15 protein-coding genes are annotated in these 18,088 nt (G+C 70.5%); 6 read left to right on the forward strand and 9 right to left on the reverse strand.

Features of this window, described 5'->3' with window-relative positions; genetic code table 11:
- Nucleotides 1-76 precede the first annotated feature (76 nt).
- Nucleotides 77-1,465 carry a hypothetical protein gene (locus tag ACZ60J_RS37495; RefSeq protein WP_469688665.1) on the forward strand — a complete coding sequence of 463 codons (1,389 nt, stop codon included), beginning with the start codon at nt 77-79 and terminating at the stop codon, nt 1,463-1,465.
- Nucleotides 1,466-1,501: 36 nt separating this feature from the next.
- Here ACZ60J_RS37495 and ACZ60J_RS37500 read toward each other — a convergent pair whose 3' ends face one another.
- Nucleotides 1,502-2,110: a YceI family protein gene (locus ACZ60J_RS37500; protein WP_469688666.1), complete on the reverse strand. Its 609-nt coding sequence runs from the start codon at nt 2,108-2,110 to the stop codon at nt 1,502-1,504.
- 318 nt (nt 2,111-2,428) lie between these two features.
- Between ACZ60J_RS37500 and ACZ60J_RS37505 the strand changes: the two genes are divergently transcribed.
- Nucleotides 2,429-4,012 carry an acyl-CoA carboxylase subunit beta gene (locus ACZ60J_RS37505; protein WP_243337765.1) on the forward strand — a complete coding sequence of 528 codons (1,584 nt, stop codon included), beginning with the start codon at nt 2,429-2,431 and terminating at the stop codon, nt 4,010-4,012.
- Nucleotides 4,013-4,032: 20 nt separating this feature from the next.
- Nucleotides 4,033-4,236, forward strand: coding sequence for an acyl-CoA carboxylase subunit epsilon (locus ACZ60J_RS37510; protein ID WP_469688667.1), 204 nt, complete (start codon nt 4,033-4,035; stop codon nt 4,234-4,236).
- Nucleotides 4,237-4,317: 81 nt separating this feature from the next.
- On the opposite strand, the gene ACZ60J_RS37515 is transcribed toward ACZ60J_RS37510, so the two are convergent.
- The 8 genes from ACZ60J_RS37515 to ACZ60J_RS37550 form a co-directional block, all read right to left on the reverse strand.
- Entirely contained in the window at nt 4,318-4,902 is a 585-nt protein-coding gene (locus tag ACZ60J_RS37515) for a GTP-binding protein (RefSeq protein WP_007266770.1), read from the reverse strand.
- The gene (locus ACZ60J_RS37520) at nt 4,883-5,470 is read right to left on the reverse strand and encodes a DUF742 domain-containing protein (RefSeq protein ID WP_469688668.1); all 588 of its coding nucleotides are present in this window, start codon (nt 5,468-5,470) and stop codon (nt 4,883-4,885) included. The genes ACZ60J_RS37515 and ACZ60J_RS37520 overlap by 20 nt, the downstream gene beginning before the upstream one ends.
- A 93-nt stretch (nt 5,471-5,563) precedes the next feature.
- On the reverse strand, nt 5,564-5,977 hold the full coding sequence (locus ACZ60J_RS37525; RefSeq protein WP_243337850.1) for a roadblock/LC7 domain-containing protein: 414 nt from the start codon (nt 5,975-5,977) through the stop codon (nt 5,564-5,566).
- 10 nt (nt 5,978-5,987) lie between these two features.
- Nucleotides 5,988-9,200, reverse strand: coding sequence for a sensor histidine kinase (locus ACZ60J_RS37530; protein WP_469688669.1), 3,213 nt, complete (start codon nt 9,198-9,200; stop codon nt 5,988-5,990).
- Between the two features lie 319 nt (nt 9,201-9,519).
- Entirely contained in the window at nt 9,520-10,104 is a 585-nt protein-coding gene (locus ACZ60J_RS37535; protein ID WP_243337754.1) for a GTP-binding protein, read from the reverse strand.
- Nucleotides 10,085-10,477 (reverse strand): DUF742 domain-containing protein, encoded by a 393-nt coding sequence (locus ACZ60J_RS37540; protein WP_243337752.1) that lies wholly within the window; start codon nt 10,475-10,477, stop codon nt 10,085-10,087. Before ACZ60J_RS37540 ends, ACZ60J_RS37535 begins: the two co-directional genes overlap by 20 nt.
- Before the next feature lie 151 nt (nt 10,478-10,628).
- The gene (locus ACZ60J_RS37545; protein ID WP_008739864.1) at nt 10,629-11,042 is read right to left on the reverse strand and encodes a roadblock/LC7 domain-containing protein; all 414 of its coding nucleotides are present in this window, start codon (nt 11,040-11,042) and stop codon (nt 10,629-10,631) included.
- A gap of 9 nt (nt 11,043-11,051) precedes the next feature.
- Nucleotides 11,052-14,834 carry a nitrate- and nitrite sensing domain-containing protein gene (locus ACZ60J_RS37550; protein WP_469688670.1) on the reverse strand — a complete coding sequence of 1,261 codons (3,783 nt, stop codon included), beginning with the start codon at nt 14,832-14,834 and terminating at the stop codon, nt 11,052-11,054.
- Nucleotides 14,835-15,436: 602 nt separating this feature from the next.
- On the opposite strand from ACZ60J_RS37550, the gene ACZ60J_RS37555 reads away from it, so the two are divergent.
- The 3 genes from ACZ60J_RS37555 to gltX all read left to right on the forward strand — a co-directional run bounded on the left by ACZ60J_RS37555 (nt 15,437) and on the right by gltX (nt 17,996).
- Entirely contained in the window at nt 15,437-15,619 is a 183-nt protein-coding gene (locus ACZ60J_RS37555) for a hypothetical protein (protein ID WP_375946765.1), read from the forward strand.
- Between the two features lie 117 nt (nt 15,620-15,736).
- Nucleotides 15,737-16,528, forward strand: a complete 792-nt coding sequence (locus ACZ60J_RS37560) for a fumarylacetoacetate hydrolase family protein (RefSeq protein WP_469688671.1) — start codon at nt 15,737-15,739, stop codon at nt 16,526-16,528.
- Entirely contained in the window at nt 16,521-17,996 is a 1,476-nt protein-coding gene (gene gltX, locus ACZ60J_RS37565; protein ID WP_469688672.1) for a glutamate--tRNA ligase, read from the forward strand. Before ACZ60J_RS37560 ends, gltX begins: the two co-directional genes overlap by 8 nt.
- Nucleotides 17,997-18,088 lie beyond the last annotated feature (92 nt).

The raw sequence follows: 18,088 nt of genomic DNA on the forward strand, positions 1-18,088 counted from the left end.
CGGGTGAACGGCAGGAGTCGACGGCCCTTATGTCCTGCTCACACAGGATTACCCCCATTCCGGTAGCGTCGTGACTATGAGGACCAGGCTTATATCCGTACGTATGGGATCGCTGCTGGCCGCTCTGCTGCTGGCGCTGTCCGCGACCGCGCTGCTGGTCGCCCCGGGGGCGTCGGCCGCCGACGGGACCACCGCCGTGGCGGAGGCCCTCAAGAAGGGCCCGGTCTACGTGGATCCCCGCGCCGAGGCCCAGCTGTCGCCCGCGCAGGCCGACGCGCTGGCGAAGAAGATCAAGGACGCCGGGAAGCCGGTGTTCGTGGCCGTACTGCCGGCCACCGCCGAGTTCCCCGCGGCCAGCGTGCTGAAGACGGTCCGGACCGAGACCGGCATCACCGGCCTGTACGCCATCCGGCTCGGGGACGGCTTCAACGCCGGCGCCGACAGGGCCGTGATGCCGAACAACGCGGTCCGCAACCTGGTCGACGCCGTCAAGGCGGGCGGCCCGACGGACGCGAACACCGAGCTCAACACCTTCGTGGACCAGGCCCTCGCCCAGGCCAAGGGCAAGGCGCCGGCCTCCTGGGGCACCGCCGCGGGTTCCGACGGCGGAGCGCCCGTGGGCGCCCTGATCGGACTCGGCGTGGTGGCAGCCGTCGGCGGTGGCGGGGCGTACGCGCTGGTCAAGCGCAATCGCAAGAAGAAGGAAGAGCTTCGCCGCGAGTCCATCGCCCGGCTGAGCGTGGTCGTCGACGAGGACATCACGGCCTTCGGCGAGGAGCTGGAGCGCCTCGACTTCCACCCCGGTGAGCCCGGCGCCGACGACGCCATGCGCGCGGACTACGAGCAGGGCCTCGACTCGTACGAGAAGGCCAAGCAGATCATGGCCTCCGTGCAGCACCCGGAGGAGGTCAAGGGGGTCACGCAGGCTCTCGAAGACGGCCGGTACGCGCTGGCCCGCCTCGACGCGCGCCGGCAGGGCCGGCCGCTGCCCGAGCGCCGGGCACCCTGTTTCTTCGACCCGCGCCACGGGCCGAGCACCGAGGACGCCACGTGGGCCCCGGCGGGCGGGGCCGCCCGTACGGTCCCGGTCTGTGCGGCGGACGCCGTACGGCTGCGCGACGGCCAGGACCCGGCGGTCCGCACCGTCGACACCGAGCACGGTCGGCGCCCCTACTACGACGCCGGCCCGGCGTACGGTCCCTGGGCCGGCGGCTACTTCGGCGGCGGCATCCTGCCCGGCCTGCTCATGGGCACGATGCTCGGTTCGATGATGTCCAGTCCGGCCTACGCCTCCGACTTCGGCGGCGGCAACGGATTCGACGGAGGGGGCGGGGGCTTCGACGGCGGCGACGTCTCCGGGGCCGACTTCAACCCGTCCGACTTCGGCGGCGGGGGCTTCGGCGGCGGGGACTTCGGCGGCGGAGGCGGCTTCGACGGCGGCGGGTTCGGCGGGGGCGACTTCTAGCCGCCCCCGTCCCCGCGGGGTGGAACCGGGCCGGGCTCAGGCCTGCTTGATCGCCGAGATGTCGAAGGTCAGCTTCACCTTGTCGCTGACCATCACGCCGCCGGTCTCCAGCGCCGCGTTCCAGGTCAGGCCCCAGTCGGAGCGCAGGATCTCGGCCGAGCCCTCGAACCCGACGCGCTCGTTGCCGTAGACGTCGGTGGCCGAGCCGCCGAACTCCAGGTCGATGGAGAGCGGGCGCGTGACGTCCTTGATGGTCAGCTCGCCGGTGATGCGGTACTTGTCGCCGCCGAGCTGCTGCGCCTCGGTGGAGCGGAAGGTCATCAGCGGGAAGGTCTCGGCGTCGAAGAAGTCCCCGGAGCGCAGGTGTCCGTCCCGGTCGGCGATGCCGGTGTCGACGGAGGCGATCTTCACGTCGATGGAGGCGGTGGAGCGGGACGGGTCGGTGCCGTCCAGGTGCAGGGAGCCCTCGTGGTCGGCGAAGGTGCCGCGCACGTTGGTGACCATGGCGTGGCGGACGGTGAAGCCGATGCTGCTGTGGGAGGCGTCGATGACGTAGTCGCCGGTGAGCGCGGCGAGGGCCGGGTCCACGTCGAGGGTGGCGACGGCGGCGGTGGTGTCCTGGGCGCGGCGGGTGAAGAGACCCATGGCTGATCCTCCTGAGTGGGGGTGCCGCTCGGTGCGGCGCTCGTTGAACTTTCAACAACAACGACGCTAGACCCATTCCGTTCAAATTTCAACCTCTCGGGTTCTTGTGCGTGGCTTGGATGTCTTGATGCCTCCTTGGCGGCACCTTGTCGTCCACTTGGCCGGATGTTTTGTGCGGTCCCCACAAAGGACCAACGTCCTGCCTGGTGGGACGGGCTGCTCCCTCGACGGTTCTGTCCGGCCCGGACAGCGGAAGACACCCGACACTGTGTGGATTCGACGGAGGGTTTTTCCGGTCCGGCTTCGTAAGGTCATTACATGACCGTTGTGGACCAGATTCCGAGCGAGCCGACGGACGCCCGCGGGCGCGTGGCCGAGCTGCACGACCTGCGCGAGCAGGCGCGGCGCGGTCCGAGCGACCGGGCGACCGAAGCGCAGCATGCCAAGGGCAAGCTCACCGCCCGTGAGCGGATCGCGTTGCTGCTCGACGAGGGTTCCTTCAAGGAGGTCGAGCAGCTGCGTCGCCACCGCGCGACGGGGTTCGGCCTGGAGGCCAAGAAGCCCTACACCGACGGTGTCATCACCGGCTGGGGCACGGTCGAGGGCCGCACGGTCTTCGTCTACGCACACGACTTCCGCATCTTCGGCGGCGCCCTGGGCGAGGCCCACGCCACGAAGATCCACAAGATCATGGACATGGCCATCGCGGCCGGTGCCCCCCTGGTCTCCCTCAACGACGGCGCCGGCGCCCGCATCCAGGAGGGCGTCTCCGCCCTCGCCGGATACGGCGGCATCTTCCAGCGCAACACCAAGGCCTCGGGCGTCATCCCGCAGATCTCGGTGATGCTCGGCCCCTGCGCCGGCGGCGCGGCCTACTCCCCGGCCCTGACGGACTTCGTGTTCATGGTCCGGGAGACCTCGCAGATGTTCATCACCGGCCCGGACGTGGTCCGCGCGGTGACCGGCGAGGAGATCACCCAGAACGGCCTCGGCGGCGCGGACGTGCACGCCGAGACCTCGGGCGTGGCGCACTTCGCGTACGACGACGAGGAGACCTGCATCTCCGAGGTCCGCTACCTCATCACGATGCTGCCCTCCAACAACCGCGAGAACCCCCCGGTCCACGAGACCAGCGACCCGGCCGACCGCCGGTCCGACGTCCTGCTGGACCTCGTGCCCGCCGACGGCAACCGCCCGTACGACATGCTCAAGGTCATCGAGGAGCTCGTCGACGAGGGCGACGTCCTGGAGATCCACGAGCGCTGGGCCCGCAACATCATCTGCGCCCTGGCGCGGATGGACGGCCAGGTCGTCGGCATCGTCGCCAACCAGCCCGGCCACCTCGCCGGTGTCCTGGACATCCACGCCTCCGAGAAGGCGGCGCGGTTCGTCCAGCTCTGCGACGCCTTCAACATCCCGATCATCACCCTCCTGGACGTCCCCGGCTTCCTGCCGGGCGTCGACCAGGAGCACGGCGGCATCATCCGCCACGGCGCGAAGCTGCTGTACGCGTACTGCAACGCGACCGTGCCGCGGATCTCGCTGATCCTGCGCAAGGCCTACGGCGGTGCGTACATCGTCATGGACTCCCAGTCCATCGGCGCCGACCTCACCTACGCCTGGCCGACCAACGAGATCGCCGTGATGGGCGCCGAGGGCGCCGCCAACGTCATCTTCCGCAAGCAGATCGCGGACGCCGAAGACCCCGAGGCAATGCGTGCGCGCATGGTCAAGGAGTACAAGGCCGAGCTGATGCACCCTTACTACGCGGCCGAGCGAGGCCTCGTGGACGACGTGATCGACCCCGCGGAAACCCGCGAAGTCCTCGTCGCCGCCCTCGCGATGCTCCGCAACAAGCACGCGGACCTGCCGTCGCGCAAGCACGGCAACCCGCCCCAGTAGACGAAGGAGAACCGCCACCGATGAGCAACGCAACCGGAACCCTGCTGAAGGTCGAGAAGGGCAACGCCGAGCCCGAGGAGCTGGCCGCGATCACCGCGATCCTGCTCGCCCGCGCCGCCGCCACCCCCGAGGAGACCCCGGCCTCCACCATCGGCTCCCAGGCCGGCTGGCGCCGCCTGGAGCGCACCCCCGGCTTCCGCGGCCCGCGCAGCTGGCAGGGCTAGTACGCCGAGCCCCGCGCGCACCACGTGAAAAGCCCCCCGCACTCCTCGGAGCGCGGGGGGCTTTCGCGTACGACCGGACGGCTAGCGCAGGCGGGCCATGAGGGCGTGCTCGACGAGCGTGATGAGCGCGCTCTTGGCGTCCGCGCGGTGGCGGGCGTCGGTGGTGATGATGGGGGCGTCGGGGCCGATCTGCAGGGCCTCGCGGACTTCCTCCGGGGTGTACGGCTGGTGCCCGTCGAAGCCGTTGAGGGCGATGACGAACGGCAGACCGCTGTTCTCGAAGTAGTCGACGGCGGGGAAGCAGTCGGCCAGACGGCGGGTGTCGACCAGCACGACGGCGCCGATGGCGCCGCGTACGAGGTCGTCCCACATGAACCAGAAGCGGTCCTGACCGGGGGTACCGAAGAGGTACAGGATCAGGTCCTGGTCCAGGGTGATGCGGCCGAAGTCCATGGCGACCGTGGTGGTCGTCTTGTCCCCGGTGTGGGTCAGGTCGTCGATGCCGGCGGAGGCGCTCGTCATGACGGCCTCGGTGCGCAGGGGGTTGATCTCGGAGACGGCGCCCACGAACGTGGTCTTGCCCACGCCGAAGCCACCCGCCACCACGATCTTCGCGGAGGTGGTGGAGCGAGGAGCCGCTCCGCCGTTAGAGCTTGCGAAGTCCACTGAGCACCCTTTCGAGCAGTGTCACATCTGGCTGGCCGCCGGCGGACTCGTCGCCGCCGGGCTGGTGGATGGCTACGAGGCCCGCCTCCGCCAGGTCGGCGACGAGGATCCGGGCCACGCCAAGAGGAATGGAGAGAAGTGCCGAGATCTCCGCGACGGATTTGATCTCCTGGCACAGGAGGCAGATGCGCTGGTGCTCGGGCAACTGCCCTTGCAGACGCGCGGGATCGGCCGTGGTGCTGACCAGGGCCTCGATGGCGAGCTGGTAGCGCGGCCGGGTCCGGCCGCCGGTCATCGCGTACGGACGCACCAGCGGGTTGTGCGCCTGCGGAGCCTGCGGGCGCCCGCCGCGCGGAGGCTGCTGCGGGGGCCGGAAGGACTGCCCGGGCTGCTGCGGCCGGCTGTACGGCTGCTGGTAGGGCTGCCGCTGGTACGGCTGCCCGGAGGCGGGGTCGTGCTCCGGCGCGGGCCGGTTGCTGGGAGCGGAAGGGAAGTTGAAGCGGTTCTGGTCGTGCCCACCCTGCGGCTGCTGCGCGCCGCCATAGGGATGTCCTCCGGGTGTTGTCACGTCTCCTCCTCCGACTCCAAGTACGCAGTACTCCCTGTGGAACCGCGCCACCGCACCCTATGGTGCAGTGACGCGAAACGCACTGCCTGTCTGCTAGTTGAGAAGTCCGCCCTGCAGTTCCGCGCGCAGGTCCGGGGTGAGGACGCTGCCGGCGCGGTCCACGAGGAGGGCCATCTCGTACCCCACGAGGCCGATGTCGCACTCGGGGTGCGCGAGCACCGCGAGCGAGGATCCGTCGGAGACGGACATCAGGAAGAGGAATCCGCGGTCCATCTCCACCACCGTCTGGTTGACGGCGCCGCCCTCGAAGATGCGGGACGCGCCCGCGGTGAGGGAGGTCAGCCCGGAGGCCACCGCGGCGAGCTGGTCGGCCCGGTCGCGGGGAAAGCCCTCGGACATGGCCAGAAGGAGGCCGTCGGCGGAGACCACAACCGTGTGGGACACCCCTGGGGTGTTGTCCACGAAGTTGGTGATCAACCAGTTCAGGTTCTGCGCCGCCTGGCTCATCGCGCTCACACTAACGCTCCTGGTCATAGCTGTTACTTGACTGCTCGGATCCCGCGTTGCGGCCCTGCTGGACACCGCGTCGCAGGTTGCTCAACCTGCCACGGATGTCCTCCGGGGCCCGGGAGACCTCGGGGCCTCCCTGCGGCGTCGTCTCCGCAGCACCCTCGACCAGGTTGGCCTTGGGCACCCGCCGGGGGAGACCGGAGGGGGTGACCCCGCCGGCCTTCGGCTCGCGGAGCTTGGCGGCCTGCTGCCAGCGCTCGTCGTTGTTCGAGCGCCAGTCGGCAGAGCCGTCCGATTCCCCGGTGGCCTTCTCCGGTGCCGCGGGCTGCTGCTGACGCTGCGGCCGCTGCTCGAAGAGGGATCCGGAGGACTCCGTTTCCTGCTGACCCGGCCGCTGCTGCGGCTGGCTGCCGCGTCGCGGCAGACCCGCCCCGGTCACCTGGTGGCCGGTGTCCGCAGTGGCGCCCGGACGGTCGAAGCCTACGCGCTCCGGGGCCGGTTCGGGAGCGGCCGGTGATTCCGATTCGGTCCCGTAATCCTGCTGGTAGGAGCCCGAGTAGGTGTTCTGCTGGGGCCACTCCGCAGCTGTGGAACGGGAATCGTACCCGCCGTCGTAGGCCGGGACTTCCTGTCGCTGATCCGTGTACTCGGGTTCCGGATAGGAGTAATCCTGCTGGGTGTACGCGTCGTATCCCTGCCCGGCCTGAGCGGAGTCGTAACCGGCGTCGTAGCCCTGCGCGGGCTGCTGCTCGTAGCCCTGGTACGGCTGGTACGCGTGCTCCGGCTGCGGTTCCGGATACTCCGCCGCAGGCTCGTCGTACTGCGCCTGCACCTGCGGGTAGCCGACCTGGGCCTCCAGCGCGGCCCGGCGCTCCTCACGGCCCAGGGACCGGCCGACCGGGTCGGCGGCGGGCTCGGCGGGCTGGTCGAAGCCCGGCTGGTCGGCCCGGTGGACCTCGTAGCGGGAGTCGTCGAAGCCGAGCTCGGCGGCCGTGCGCAGCGCGGCAGGCTGCTGGGCGTGCTGGCGCGGGATCATCTGGGAGACCGTGAAGTCGTCCGCGGGGACCTCTTCGCCACCGCCACCGTGGGTGATGGCGTCGGGGAGCATGACCAGCGAGGTGGTGCCGGCCGCCTCGCCCGAGGGGCGCAGCTGGACGCGGATGCCGTGCCGGTCGGCCAGCCGGCCGACCACGAACAGACCCATGCGCTGCGAGATCGCGGCGTCCACGGTCGGCGGGTTGGCCAGCTTGTGGTTGATGTCCGCGAAGTCCTCGGCGGTCAGGCCGATTCCCTTGTCGTGGATCTCGACCATCACGCGGCCGTCGGGCAGACGCGTCGCGTTGACCCGGACCTTGGTCTGGGGGGAGGAGAAGGTGGTGGCGTTCTCCAGCAGCTCGGCCAGCAGGTGCACGAGGTCGGTCACGGCCTGGCCGTGGATCTCGGCCTCGGAGACGCCCGACAGCTCGACGCGCTCGTACTGCTCCACCTCGGAGGAGGCGGCGCGCAGGACGTCGACGAGGGGGACCGGCTGGTCCCAGCGGCGGCCCGGCTCCTCGCCGGCGAGGATGAGGAGGTTCTCGCCGTTGCGGCGCATGCGGGTGGCCAGGTGGTCCAGGCGGAAGAGGTTCTCCAGCTGGTCCGGGTCCGCCTCGTTGTTCTCCAGCTCGGTGATCAGGGTCAGCTGGCCCTCGATCAGCGACTGGTTGCGCATGGAGAGGTTCGTGAAGATCGCGTTGACGTTGCCCCGGAGGAGGGCCTGCTCGGCGGCGAGCCGGACGGCCTCGCGGTGGACCTGGTCGAAGGCGCGGGCGACCTCGCCGATCTCGTCCTGGGAGTCGATCGGGATCGGCACCACGCGGGTGTCGACCTTGCCCGGGTCGGTGCGCGAGAGCTGGTCGACGAGCATCGGCAGGCGCTGCTCGGCGATGTCGAAGGCGGCGCCGCGCAGACGGCGCATCGACTTGCCCATCTGGCGGGCCATCATGCCGGCCAGGATGAAGGCGGCGAGCAGGGCCACGACCACGATGGCGCCGGTCAGGATGGCGTCGTTGCGGGCCTCGTCGGAGACGGCGCCGGAGTCCTTGAGGGCCTTGTCGAGCAGTTCCTTCTCGAGCTCGGCGTAGCCGTCGAACTTGGCGGTGGCCGCGGCCTGCCAGGCCTGCGGGGTGGTGCCGTCCACGGCGAGCTTGGCGGGCTTCTCGCCGCTGGCTATCGCCTCGGTCATACCGGTGAGCGCGGAGTCGTTGACCACGGGCGGGGCGTGGAAGACGGTGCCGGCCTGCTCGGCCGCCTGCTTGGCGGCGGCGAGCTTCTGGGCGCCCTCCTCGGACTTCTTGCCCATGATCTCGCGCAGGCGGGCGACGTCCTCGTCGGTGCCGGCGGCGACGTACTCGCCGATGGCGATCTCTTCGAGGTACGCGTACGAGGAGAAGGCGACGAGCTGGGCCTTGCGGATGTCCTCGTTGGTGCTCGGCCGGACCAGCAGGTGCGTGCCCACCGAGCGCTGCAGCGAGTTCGCGGCCTTGGACAGTTCGAGCGCGTAGACCATGCGGCCGTACGAGGTCACGTTGCCGGTGCCGAGGCCCAGCTCGTTGGAGAACTGCATGAGGTAGTGCTGGACCAGCACGTACCCCTCTTCGGTCGGGATCGGGCCCAGTGCCTTGGGGAGGGCCTTCTTCGGCGTCTCCAGCTGCGGCAGGTAGGCCGTCTTGCGGACCTGCTCCAGCTTCGGCTCCTCCTGGCGGAAGAGCTCCAGGCGGCGTTCCAGGCCCTGGCCCTCGGGCAGGTCCTTCGCGACCTCGGTGAACTTCGCCTTGGCGGCGTCGGTGGCGGAGTAGGCCTTCAGGACGGGCTCGGACTCGCGCTGGCCCCGGAGCAGGGCATCGGCCGTGAGGTCGCGCTCGTTCAGCAGCGCCTGGCCGTACTCGGCGGCGGCCTGGACGATGCGGGCGGTCTTCTCGGCGTCCTTGGCCTCGTTCCAGGTGTCGATGGAGCCCTTCACCTGGAAGCCGCCCATCACCAGTCCGACGAGGACCGGGACGAGCAGGATGGCGTTCAGACGGGTCGGCACGCGCCAGTTGCGGGGCGAGAACCTGCTGGTGCTGCCACCGCTCACGGATGGTTCCACGGGTACGTCAAGGGAAGACGTGGCCGCGCGCGGCGGCGGGGTGAAGTTGCCGCGCGCGGGTTCATCCGCGGGGCTCGAGTTGCTTCGCCTCACTCGACCAACAACCTCTCGGCGGTGCTACTAGCTAGTTCGTTGAATTCCAGCACGGTTAACGGCCGTGTTCCAAACAGTTGAAATCGGCCATTCCTAGAGCCTTATGCCCCACATAAATCGGACATAAAGAGCGTCCTGCGGCAAAAGCGGGGCCACTTGTGAGCGCAGTGGCACCGGGCGAACGCACCGCGTCGCCGACGACCGGCAATTCTCTGTCGAAACGTTATGAACGAAGGGGGCGGGCCGTGTCGCATGACACAGCCCGCCCCCCAAAACCAGCCGGTGAAGCCCCCGTTGCACGGCGCCCCTGCGTGAGCCGCTACTTGAGCCGCGCCATCAGGGCGTGCTCGACGAGCGTGATGAGCGCGCTCTTGGCGTCCGCGCGGTGGCGGGCATCGGTGGTGATGATGGGGGCGTCGGGGCCGATCTGCAGGGCCTCGCGGACTTCCTCCGGGGTGTACGGCTGGTGCCCCTCGAAGCCGTTGAGGGCCACGACGAACGGCAGACCGCTGTTCTCGAAGTAGTCCACGGCCGGGAAGCAGTCGGCCAGGCGACGCGTGTCGACCAGCACGATCGCCCCGATCGCACCGCGCACGAGGTCGTCCCACATGAACCAGAAGCGGTCCTGACCGGGGGTACCGAAGAGGTACAGGATCAGGTCCTGGTCCAGGGTGATGCGGCCGAAGTCCATGGCGACCGTGGTGGTCGTCTTGTCCCCGGTGTGGGTCAGGTCGTCGATGCCGGCGGAGGCGCTCGTCATGACGGCCTCGGTGCGCAGCGGGTTGATCTCGGAGACGGCGCCCACGAACGTGGTCTTGCCCACGCCGAAGCCACCCGCCACCACGATCTTCGCGGAGGTGGTGGAGCGAGGAGCCGCTCCGCCGTTAGAGCTTGCGAAGTCCACTGAGAACCCTCTCGAGCAGCGTTACATCCGGCGTTCCGCCGGCCTCTCCATTGCCCGGCTGGTGGATGGCCACCATGCCGGCCTCCGCCAGGTCGGCGACGAGGATTCGTGCGACGCCGAGCGGCATGTTCAGCAGCGCGGAGACCTCCGCGACCGACTTGACCTCACGGCAGAGGGTGCAGATGCGCTGGTGCTCCGGGAGCAGCCCGGACAGGTGCATCGGATCGGCCGTGGTGCTGACCAGGGCCTCGATGGCGAGCTGGTAGCGCGGTCGGGTCCGGCCGCCGGTCATCGCGTACGGACGCACCAGCGGCTGGTCGCCTTCCGAGTACGAGTCTCCGTACTGATCGGAATAGGCGGGGGGCGGGGTCATTGATCCTCCGGGCTGGACAGCAATGGTCAGCGTGCCGTCTGACGGGGCGGCCGGTGGGGGGACGGTATGACGGCCTGGCGGTGGTACTTGGCTCCGGGGCGGTGGCCCCGGTCCCCCGGCCGGCAGTACCGTCCGGCCGGGAGAGCGGCAGTCAGATGAGCAGGCTTCCCTGCAGTTCCGCGCGCAGGTCCGGGGTGAGGACGCTGCCGGCGCGGTCCACGAGGAGGGCCATCTCGTAACCCACCAGGCCGATGTCGCACTCGGGGTGCGCCAGTACGGCCAGCGAGGATCCGTCGGAGACGGACATCAGGAAGAGGAATCCGCGGTCCATCTCCACCACCGTCTGGTTGACGGCGCCGCCCTCGAAGATGCGGGACGCGCCCGCGGTGAGGGAGGTCAGCCCGGAGGCCACCGCGGCGAGCTGGTCGGCCCGGTCGCGGGGGAAACCTTCGGACATCGCCAGAAGGAGGCCGTCGGCGGAGACCACCACGGTGTGGGACACCCCAGGGGTGTTGTCCACGAAGTTGGTGATCAACCAGTTCAGGTTCTGTGCCGCCTGGCTCATCGAACTCAACTATCGCTCCTGCTGGTAAGTGGGGTCGATGTGGTAACTGCCGGTGGCGGGACCGGTTGTGCCGGCCTGCCGACCCTGCTGGATACCGCGTCGGAGGTTGGTGAGACGGCCTCGGACATCGTCCGGGGACCGCGAGACCTGGGGGCCGGCCTGTGCTTCGGCCTGCTGCTGCGCGGTGCCGGCCACGAGGTTCGCCCGCGGGACCCGGCGGGGCAGCCCCGACGTCGTGATGCCGCCGGCGGCGGGCTGGCGCACGCGCTCGGCCTGCCGCATCAGCTCGTCGTTCGGCGAGGAGCGCCAGCTCACGGTCGGCACGGCGCCGGTGGCCGTCTGCGCCGACTCGGCCGGAGCCTGCTCCTGGCCGCGCTGCGGCAGCTGGTGCTGCTGCGGGCGCTGAGGGGCGACCGGAGCCGGAGCCACCGGGGCGGACTGCTGTGCCTGCTGGGGCACTGCCGGAGCCTGCGCCGGCGGCTGGCCGCCCTCCTGGCGGAACCAGTTCGACTCCAGCGTGTCGAAGATCGGGCTGCGGGCCTCGCCGGTGCCCGGACCGGCCGGGGGCAGCGCCTCCGGACGGGGCGCCTGCGGCAGCCGCGGAGCCTCGACGCGCGGAGTCGGTACGGGGGCGTAGCCGCCCTGGGGCTGCGGAGCCTGGGGCTGCGGGGCCTGGCCGGGCTGGACGTAGCCGCCGACACCGGGGCCGCCGGGCCGCTGGGCCTGGAAGTCCTGGCGGGCGAACTGCCCCGTGGAGGCCGGGTCGCCGAAGTCCTGACGGGCGAACTGGCCGGTGGAGGCCGGGTCGCCGAACTCGGGGCGGGCGAACTGGCCCGTGGTGCCGTTGTCGCGGCCGCCGGCCTGCGGGGCCGGGGCGTTGAAGTCGGGACGGGGGAACTCGGACGTGGAACCGGGGCCCGACAGCTCGTCGTGGCCGCGGGGTACGTCGTGCCCGCGCTGGTCCGCACCCCAGGTGGTGGTCTGGGGTATCGCGGCGGGTCCGCCGCCCGCGCCCGGGAGCTCCGGACGGGGCGCGCCACCGCGCGGCGGAAGCTGCGGCCGGGGGCCGCGCGCGGCCGGGCCGCCCGCCTGCGGCTGACCCTGCTGCTGCGGGGCCGGCTGCTGGGGCTGCGCCTGCTGCGCCTGCTGTGCCGGCTGGGGCTGCTGCGGGCGCTCGAAGCCGTTGCCCTGCGGGAAGCCGCCGGGGCCGGACGCGGTGCGGGCGCCGACCGGACGGGCCTGCGGACCACCGAAGCCGCCCGGGCCGCCGAAGCCGCCCTGGCCGCCGGGACCCGCTGCCGGGCCGCGGCCCGGCAGCGGAGCACCGGAACCGAAGGCGCTCTGCGTCTGGCCGCCGGGGCCGCCGTCGCGGCCCGGCAGGGCCGCGCGCTGGTTGCCGGCGGAAACCTGGCCGCGCTGCGGGGCGGCGCCCACGGGGGGACGCGCGCCGGGAGCGGGGATCGAGCCCTGCGCCTGCGCGCCGGGACCGCCCTGACCGGGGGCGCCGGGGGCACCCTGGCCGCCCGGACCGCCCTGGCCGGGCATCGGACCCGGCTTCTTGCCGCCCTGGGCGACGTCCACCGGGAGCATGACGAGGGCCGTCGTACCGCCCGAGTCGGAGGGGCGGAGCTGGATGCGGATGCCGTGTCGCAGGGACAGGCGGCCGACCACGAACAGACCCATGCGGCGGGAGACGGAGACGTCCACGGTGGGCGGCGATGCGAGCCGCTCGTTGATCGCGGCGAGGTCCTCGGGGGAGAGGCCGATGCCGGTGTCGTGGATCTCGACGAGCACGCGGCCGTCGGGCAGCGCGTGACCGGTGACCTTGACCTTGGTCTGCGGGGAGGAGAACGAGGTGGCGTTCTCCAGCAGCTCGGCGAGCAGGTGCACGAGGTCGTTGACGACGCGGCCGGCCACGTCGGTGCCGGGCACCGACGAGAGTTCGATGCGCTCGTACTGCTCCACCTCGGACGCGGCGGCGCGGAGCACGTCGACGAGCGGGACGGGACGGGTCCACCGGCGGCCCGGCTCCTCGCCCGCGAGGACGAGGAGGTTTTCGCCGTTACGGCGCATGCGGGTCGCGAGGTGGTCGAGCTTGAAGAGCGAGGACAGCTGGTCCGGGTCGGCCTCGCGCGACTCCAGCTCGGAGATGAGCGAGAGCTGACGCTGGATGAGGCCCTGCGAACGGCGCGAGAGGTTGGTGAACATCGCGTTGACGTTGCCTCGCAGGAGGGCCTGCTCGGCGGCGAGGCGGACGGCCTCGCGGTGCACGTCGTCGAAGGCCGCGGCCACCTGGCCGATCTCGTCGCGGGTGTGCAGACCGACGGACTCCACCGTCGTGTCCACGTCCTGCGGGTCGGACTCCGACAGCTGCTTGACGAGCTCGGGCAGCCGGTCCTGGGCGACGCGGGTCGCGGTGTCCTGGAGGCGGCGCAGGGAGCGGATCATCGAGCGGGCCATGACGAAGGCGCCGACGAGGGAGACACCCAGGACGAGGAGGATCAGCGCACCGTTGATGAGGGCGTCGCGCTGCGACTCGTTCTTGAGCTCGCGGGCCTTCTGCTCCATGTCCTCGAGCAGGGTGAGCTCGATGACCTTCATGGCCTGGAGCTTGGTGTCGTCCGCGTCGTACCAGTCCATCCAGGACCGGTTCTTCTCCTTGGCGAACTGGTCCTTGTTGCCCAGGACGCGGCGGGCGTAGTGGTCGGCCGTGGCGATTTCCTGGTTGCCGTCGCCGAGCGCCGCGAGGAGCTCCTCGGGCTTGCCCTGGTAGACGAGCTCGAAGGTCTTGCGCGCCTGCTCCTCGCTGCTCTGGGCGGAGCGGGCGTACAGGCGGTCGTTCTCGGTGAGGTTGCCGGCGAGCGCCGGGTCCGCGGGGAGCGCGGCCGCGATGATCGCGCGCTGGATCGAGGCGTACTCCTTGGCGGAGGAGAACGCGGCCAGCGCACGGGTGCGCTTGATCATCTCGGGGTTCGAGGTGGCCTGGGCCATGTCCTGCGAGAGCGAGAGCAGCGAGACGACCAGCGCGTTGTACTCGGTGACGGTCTGCTGGGCGCCGTTCTGGTACGCGTTCTTGCGGATCTCTTCGAGGTTGTTGAGCCCGTGTGCGATCTGCAGGATGTTGTTGCGGATCGACCGGAGCGTCTCGTCGTCGCCCTCCGCGACGTCGACCTTGTCGGTCGCGGCGGCGAAGGCGCGGACGGCGGAGTCGGTCGAGTCGCGGACGCCCTGAACCAGGGTGCTGGGCTTGCCCGACTTGTCGACGGACAGCGGACCGGCGGAGTTGTCGCGCTCGGCCTGGAGCATGGCGGCCAGGTTGGTGGCCTGACGCGTCATCGTCGTCAGCAGCTGCATGTGCTCCAGCTGCGCGATGTCGTTGAGCGAGTCGTTGATGCGGAAGCCACCGAGGGTGGTGGCGGCGACGACCGGCAGGGTCAGCAGCGACACCAGTCGCGTGCTGATGCGCCAGTTCTGCATGGCCAGACGGGAACCGGACCCACGGGGGGTCTGGGGTATCGCGACGTCGGGGCTGCCGGACTCGTCGTAGGCCTTGTCGCCCTTGTCGGCCCGGTCGGCCTTGGAGCCGGCCTTGGGCTTGGCGCGGCCCTTCGGCTTCACCGCGGCGGAGCCGTCGGGGCCTGCGCCCTCGACAGCCGGCCCGCGGTTCTGGGCGTGCTGGGGCGAGGAGCCACGGTCGGTCCCGCCGCGCGGGTCCTGCTCCGGCGCGGCGTCCCCACGGCCCTGACGGGCCTGGGGAGACCCCTTGTCATCCCTCTTGAATCGTCCCTGCACTAGCGTCGCAACCTCTGGACCAGGCGTCCCGCCGGGCGACCGGTGGGACGGTGTCGAGTCGTGGGGCAATGCGCCCCATGGTGGTCGTCGGTGACCGGCGCGTCTCCCTCTCCGTTGCCGCCGCGCTCGGCGCTGTGTCGCGCCACCTGCGCGCCGGCTGATTCCCGCGGCGGTCCCGCGAATTCCAGCACAGAGGCGGATCTCCAACAAGGTGCGAGTCCCCGCCCGGCCAGTCGGTCACGTCTGGTGACGCAGGCACTACCCGACGTGCGGGCCAATTCATGAGGAATCGGACTTACGCCGTCCAAACCCCGCGTCTGGCAAGCTGTCCCAGTCGCGATGATCGGGAGCGGAATAACGCATTCAGTGGCGCAATGTCCGCTTTGTGGACCGTCATTGACTGCCCGTTATGCCGGTAATGCCTGGTCGCTGGTGAGCAAACTCACATAGCCGTGGCCATTACTTCCCGGTTCGGCGGGGGATTCAGATGTTTAGCCTTGAGCTTTACAGGCTTGCCGCGAGCGACAAGTGGCACTCCGAACGCATCCCCGCGGCACCCGCCGCCCCCATCCGACCTAGTGAGCCGAGGGCTTCGCACTCCGATGAAGACGACGATGATGTTCCGCAACATAGCCAACCCGCGCCGCACCACCCTCGCGCACCTCAAGGACGCCGAGGAGCTGCAGGGCGTGCCGGTCCAGGAGCACACCGTCGACCTGCCGGGCCAGACCGCGAACCCGCGCCGCACCGTCCTCATGGACGCGCCGGTCGCCGCGGCCCAGTAAGAGGGGCCCGGCAACGGGAGTGTCCGGCGAAAGCCGCGCGAGCCGTCGGCCCCCACCGCGTTAGCCTGGAGTCCGCAGACTCCAGCCAGCGGAAATACAGAGGGGCAGACGCAACACGTGCGCATCGCCAGGTTCTCCATCGACGGCAATGTCGCGTTCGGCGCGGTCGAGGGCAGCACTGCCCCCGACGCGTCCGAAGGTGAGCTCGTCCTCGACATCATCAAGGGCATCCCGTTCGCGGACTTCGAGCTCTCGGGCACGAAGGTCCCGCTGAACAAGGTCCGGCTGCTGCCGCCCGTGCTCCCGAACAAGGTCGTGGCCATCGGCCGCAACTACGCGGAGCACGCGGCGGAGCTGGGCAATGAGGTCCCGGACGCGCCGATCACCTTCTTCAAGCCCTCCACCTCGGTGGTCGGCCCGGGCGACCCGATCGCGTACCCCTCCTTCTCCCAGGACCTCCACCACGAGGCGGAGCTCGCCGTGGTCATCGGCCGCATGTGCCGCGAGGTCCCGCGCGAGCGCGTCAAGGACGTCATCCTCGGCTACACCTGCGCCAACGACGTCACCGCGCGCGACGTCCAGCAGCGCGAGAAGCAGTGGGCCCGCGCCAAGGGCTTCGACAGCTCCTGCCCCCTCGGCCCGTGGATCGAGACCGATCTGGACCCGAGCGACCTGACCATCCAGTGCACCGTCAACGGCGAACAGCGCCAGCTCGGCCGCACCAGCGAGATGGTCCGCTCCATCGAGGACCTCATCGTGCACATCACCGAGGCCATGACGCTGCTCCCGGGCGACGTCATCCTCACGGGGACCCCGGCCGGAGTCGGCCCCCTGAACGTCGGCGACGAGGTCGCCGTCACCATCGAAGGCATCGGCACTCTCACCAACAAGGTGATCAAGCGTGGCTAACGCGACCCCCCGCGTACGTTTCTGTCCGTCCCCGACCGGCAACCCCCACGTGGGTCTGGTCCGCACGGCCCTCTTCAACTGGGCGTTCGCCCGCCACCACGGCGGTACGTTCGTCTTCCGCATCGAGGACACCGACGCGGCCCGCGACTCCGAGGAGTCCTACGGCCAGCTGCTCGACTCGCTGCGCTGGCTCGGCTTCACCTGGGACGAGGGTCCCGAGGTCGGCGGTCCGCACGCCCCGTACCGCCAGTCCGAGCGCATGGACATCTACAAGGACGTCGCGCAGAAGCTCCAGGACGGCGGCTACGCCTACCACTGCTACTGCACCACCGAGGAGCTGGACGCCCGCCGCGACGCGGCCCGCGCCGCAGGCAAGCCCTCCGGCTACGACGGCACCTGCCGCGAGCTCTCGGACGAGCAGAAGGCCGCGTACGAGGCCGAGGGCCGCACCTCGATCGTCCGCTTCCGGATGCCCGACGCGCCGATCACCTTCACGGACCTGGTCCGCGGCGAGCTGACCTTCACCCCGGACAACGTGCCGGACTTCGGCATCGTCCGCGCCAACGGCGCCCCGCTGTACACGCTCGTCAACCCGGTCGACGACGCGCTGATGGAGATCACCCACGTCCTGCGCGGCGAGGACCTGCTGTCCTCCACCCCGCGCCAGATCGCGCTCTACGGGGCCCTGATCGAGCTCGGCATCGCCAAGGCGGTCCCCGCCTTCGGCCACCTGCCGTACGTGATGGGCGAGGGCAACAAGAAGCTCTCCAAGCGCGACCCCGAGGCCTCGCTCAACCTGTACCGCGAGCGCGGCTTCCTCCCCGAGGGCCTGCTGAACTACCTCTCGCTCCTCGGCTGGTCCTTCTCCAAGGACCAGGACATCTTCTCGATCGAGGAGATGGTGGAGAAGTTCGACATCCCGGACGTCAACGCCAACCCGGCGCGCTTCGACCTCAAGAAGGCCGAGTCGATCAACGCAGACCACATCCGGCTGCTCGACCCGAAGGTCTTCGCGGACCGCTGCGCCCCGTGGCTCCAGGCCCCGCACGCCAACTGGGCGCCCGAGGACTTCGACACCGCCGCCTGGGAGCGCATCGCGCCGTACGCCCAGACCCGCCTCACGGTCCTCTCGGACATCACGGCCAACGTCGACTTCCTGTTCCTGAAGGAGCCGGTCGAGGACCAGGCCTCGTGGGACAAGGCGATGAAGGGCGAGCCCGCGGCCCTGCTCACCACGGCCCGCGAGAACCTGGCCGCCGCCGACTGGTCGGACCCGGAGTCCCTCAAGCAGGCCGTCCTCACCGCAGGCGAGGCCCACGGCCTCAAGCTCGGCAAGGCCCAGGCCCCGGTCCGCGTCGCCGTCACCGGACGCACGATCGGCCTCCCCCTCTTCGAGTCCCTCGAAATCCTGGGCAAGGACCGCTCCCTGTCCCGCATCGACGCGACCCTGGCGAAGCTCACCGCCTGACCCGCACCCCCCTCAGGGGCGGCAGCCGACCCGGCTGCCGCCCCTGAGGCGTTGTCGGTGCCCGCGGCTAGGGTGCGAGGAGTTGATCACGA

The organism is Streptomyces sp. NPDC104226 (genome assembly GCF_055584085.1).

What these genes read in the sequence shown, in the direction of transcription:
- ACZ60J_RS37540 (WP_243337752.1), bottom strand. Translation starts at nt 10,477, where the DNA reads ATGACCCCGCCCCCCGCCTATTCCGATCAGTACGGAGACTCGTACTCG.
- ACZ60J_RS37555 (WP_375946765.1), top strand. Translation starts at nt 15,437, where the DNA reads ATGAAGACGACGATGATGTTCCGCAACATAGCCAACCCGCGCCGCACC.
- ACZ60J_RS37495 (WP_469688665.1), top strand. Translation starts at nt 77, where the DNA reads ATGAGGACCAGGCTTATATCCGTACGTATGGGATCGCTGCTGGCCGCT.
- ACZ60J_RS37505 (WP_243337765.1), top strand. Translation starts at nt 2,429, where the DNA reads ATGACCGTTGTGGACCAGATTCCGAGCGAGCCGACGGACGCCCGCGGG.
- ACZ60J_RS37510 (WP_469688667.1), top strand. Translation starts at nt 4,033, where the DNA reads ATGAGCAACGCAACCGGAACCCTGCTGAAGGTCGAGAAGGGCAACGCC.
- ACZ60J_RS37525 (WP_243337850.1), bottom strand. Translation starts at nt 5,977, where the DNA reads ATGAGCCAGGCGGCGCAGAACCTGAACTGGTTGATCACCAACTTCGTG.
- ACZ60J_RS37500 (WP_469688666.1), bottom strand. Translation starts at nt 2,110, where the DNA reads ATGGGTCTCTTCACCCGCCGCGCCCAGGACACCACCGCCGCCGTCGCC.
- ACZ60J_RS37545 (WP_008739864.1), bottom strand. Translation starts at nt 11,042, where the DNA reads ATGAGCCAGGCGGCACAGAACCTGAACTGGTTGATCACCAACTTCGTG.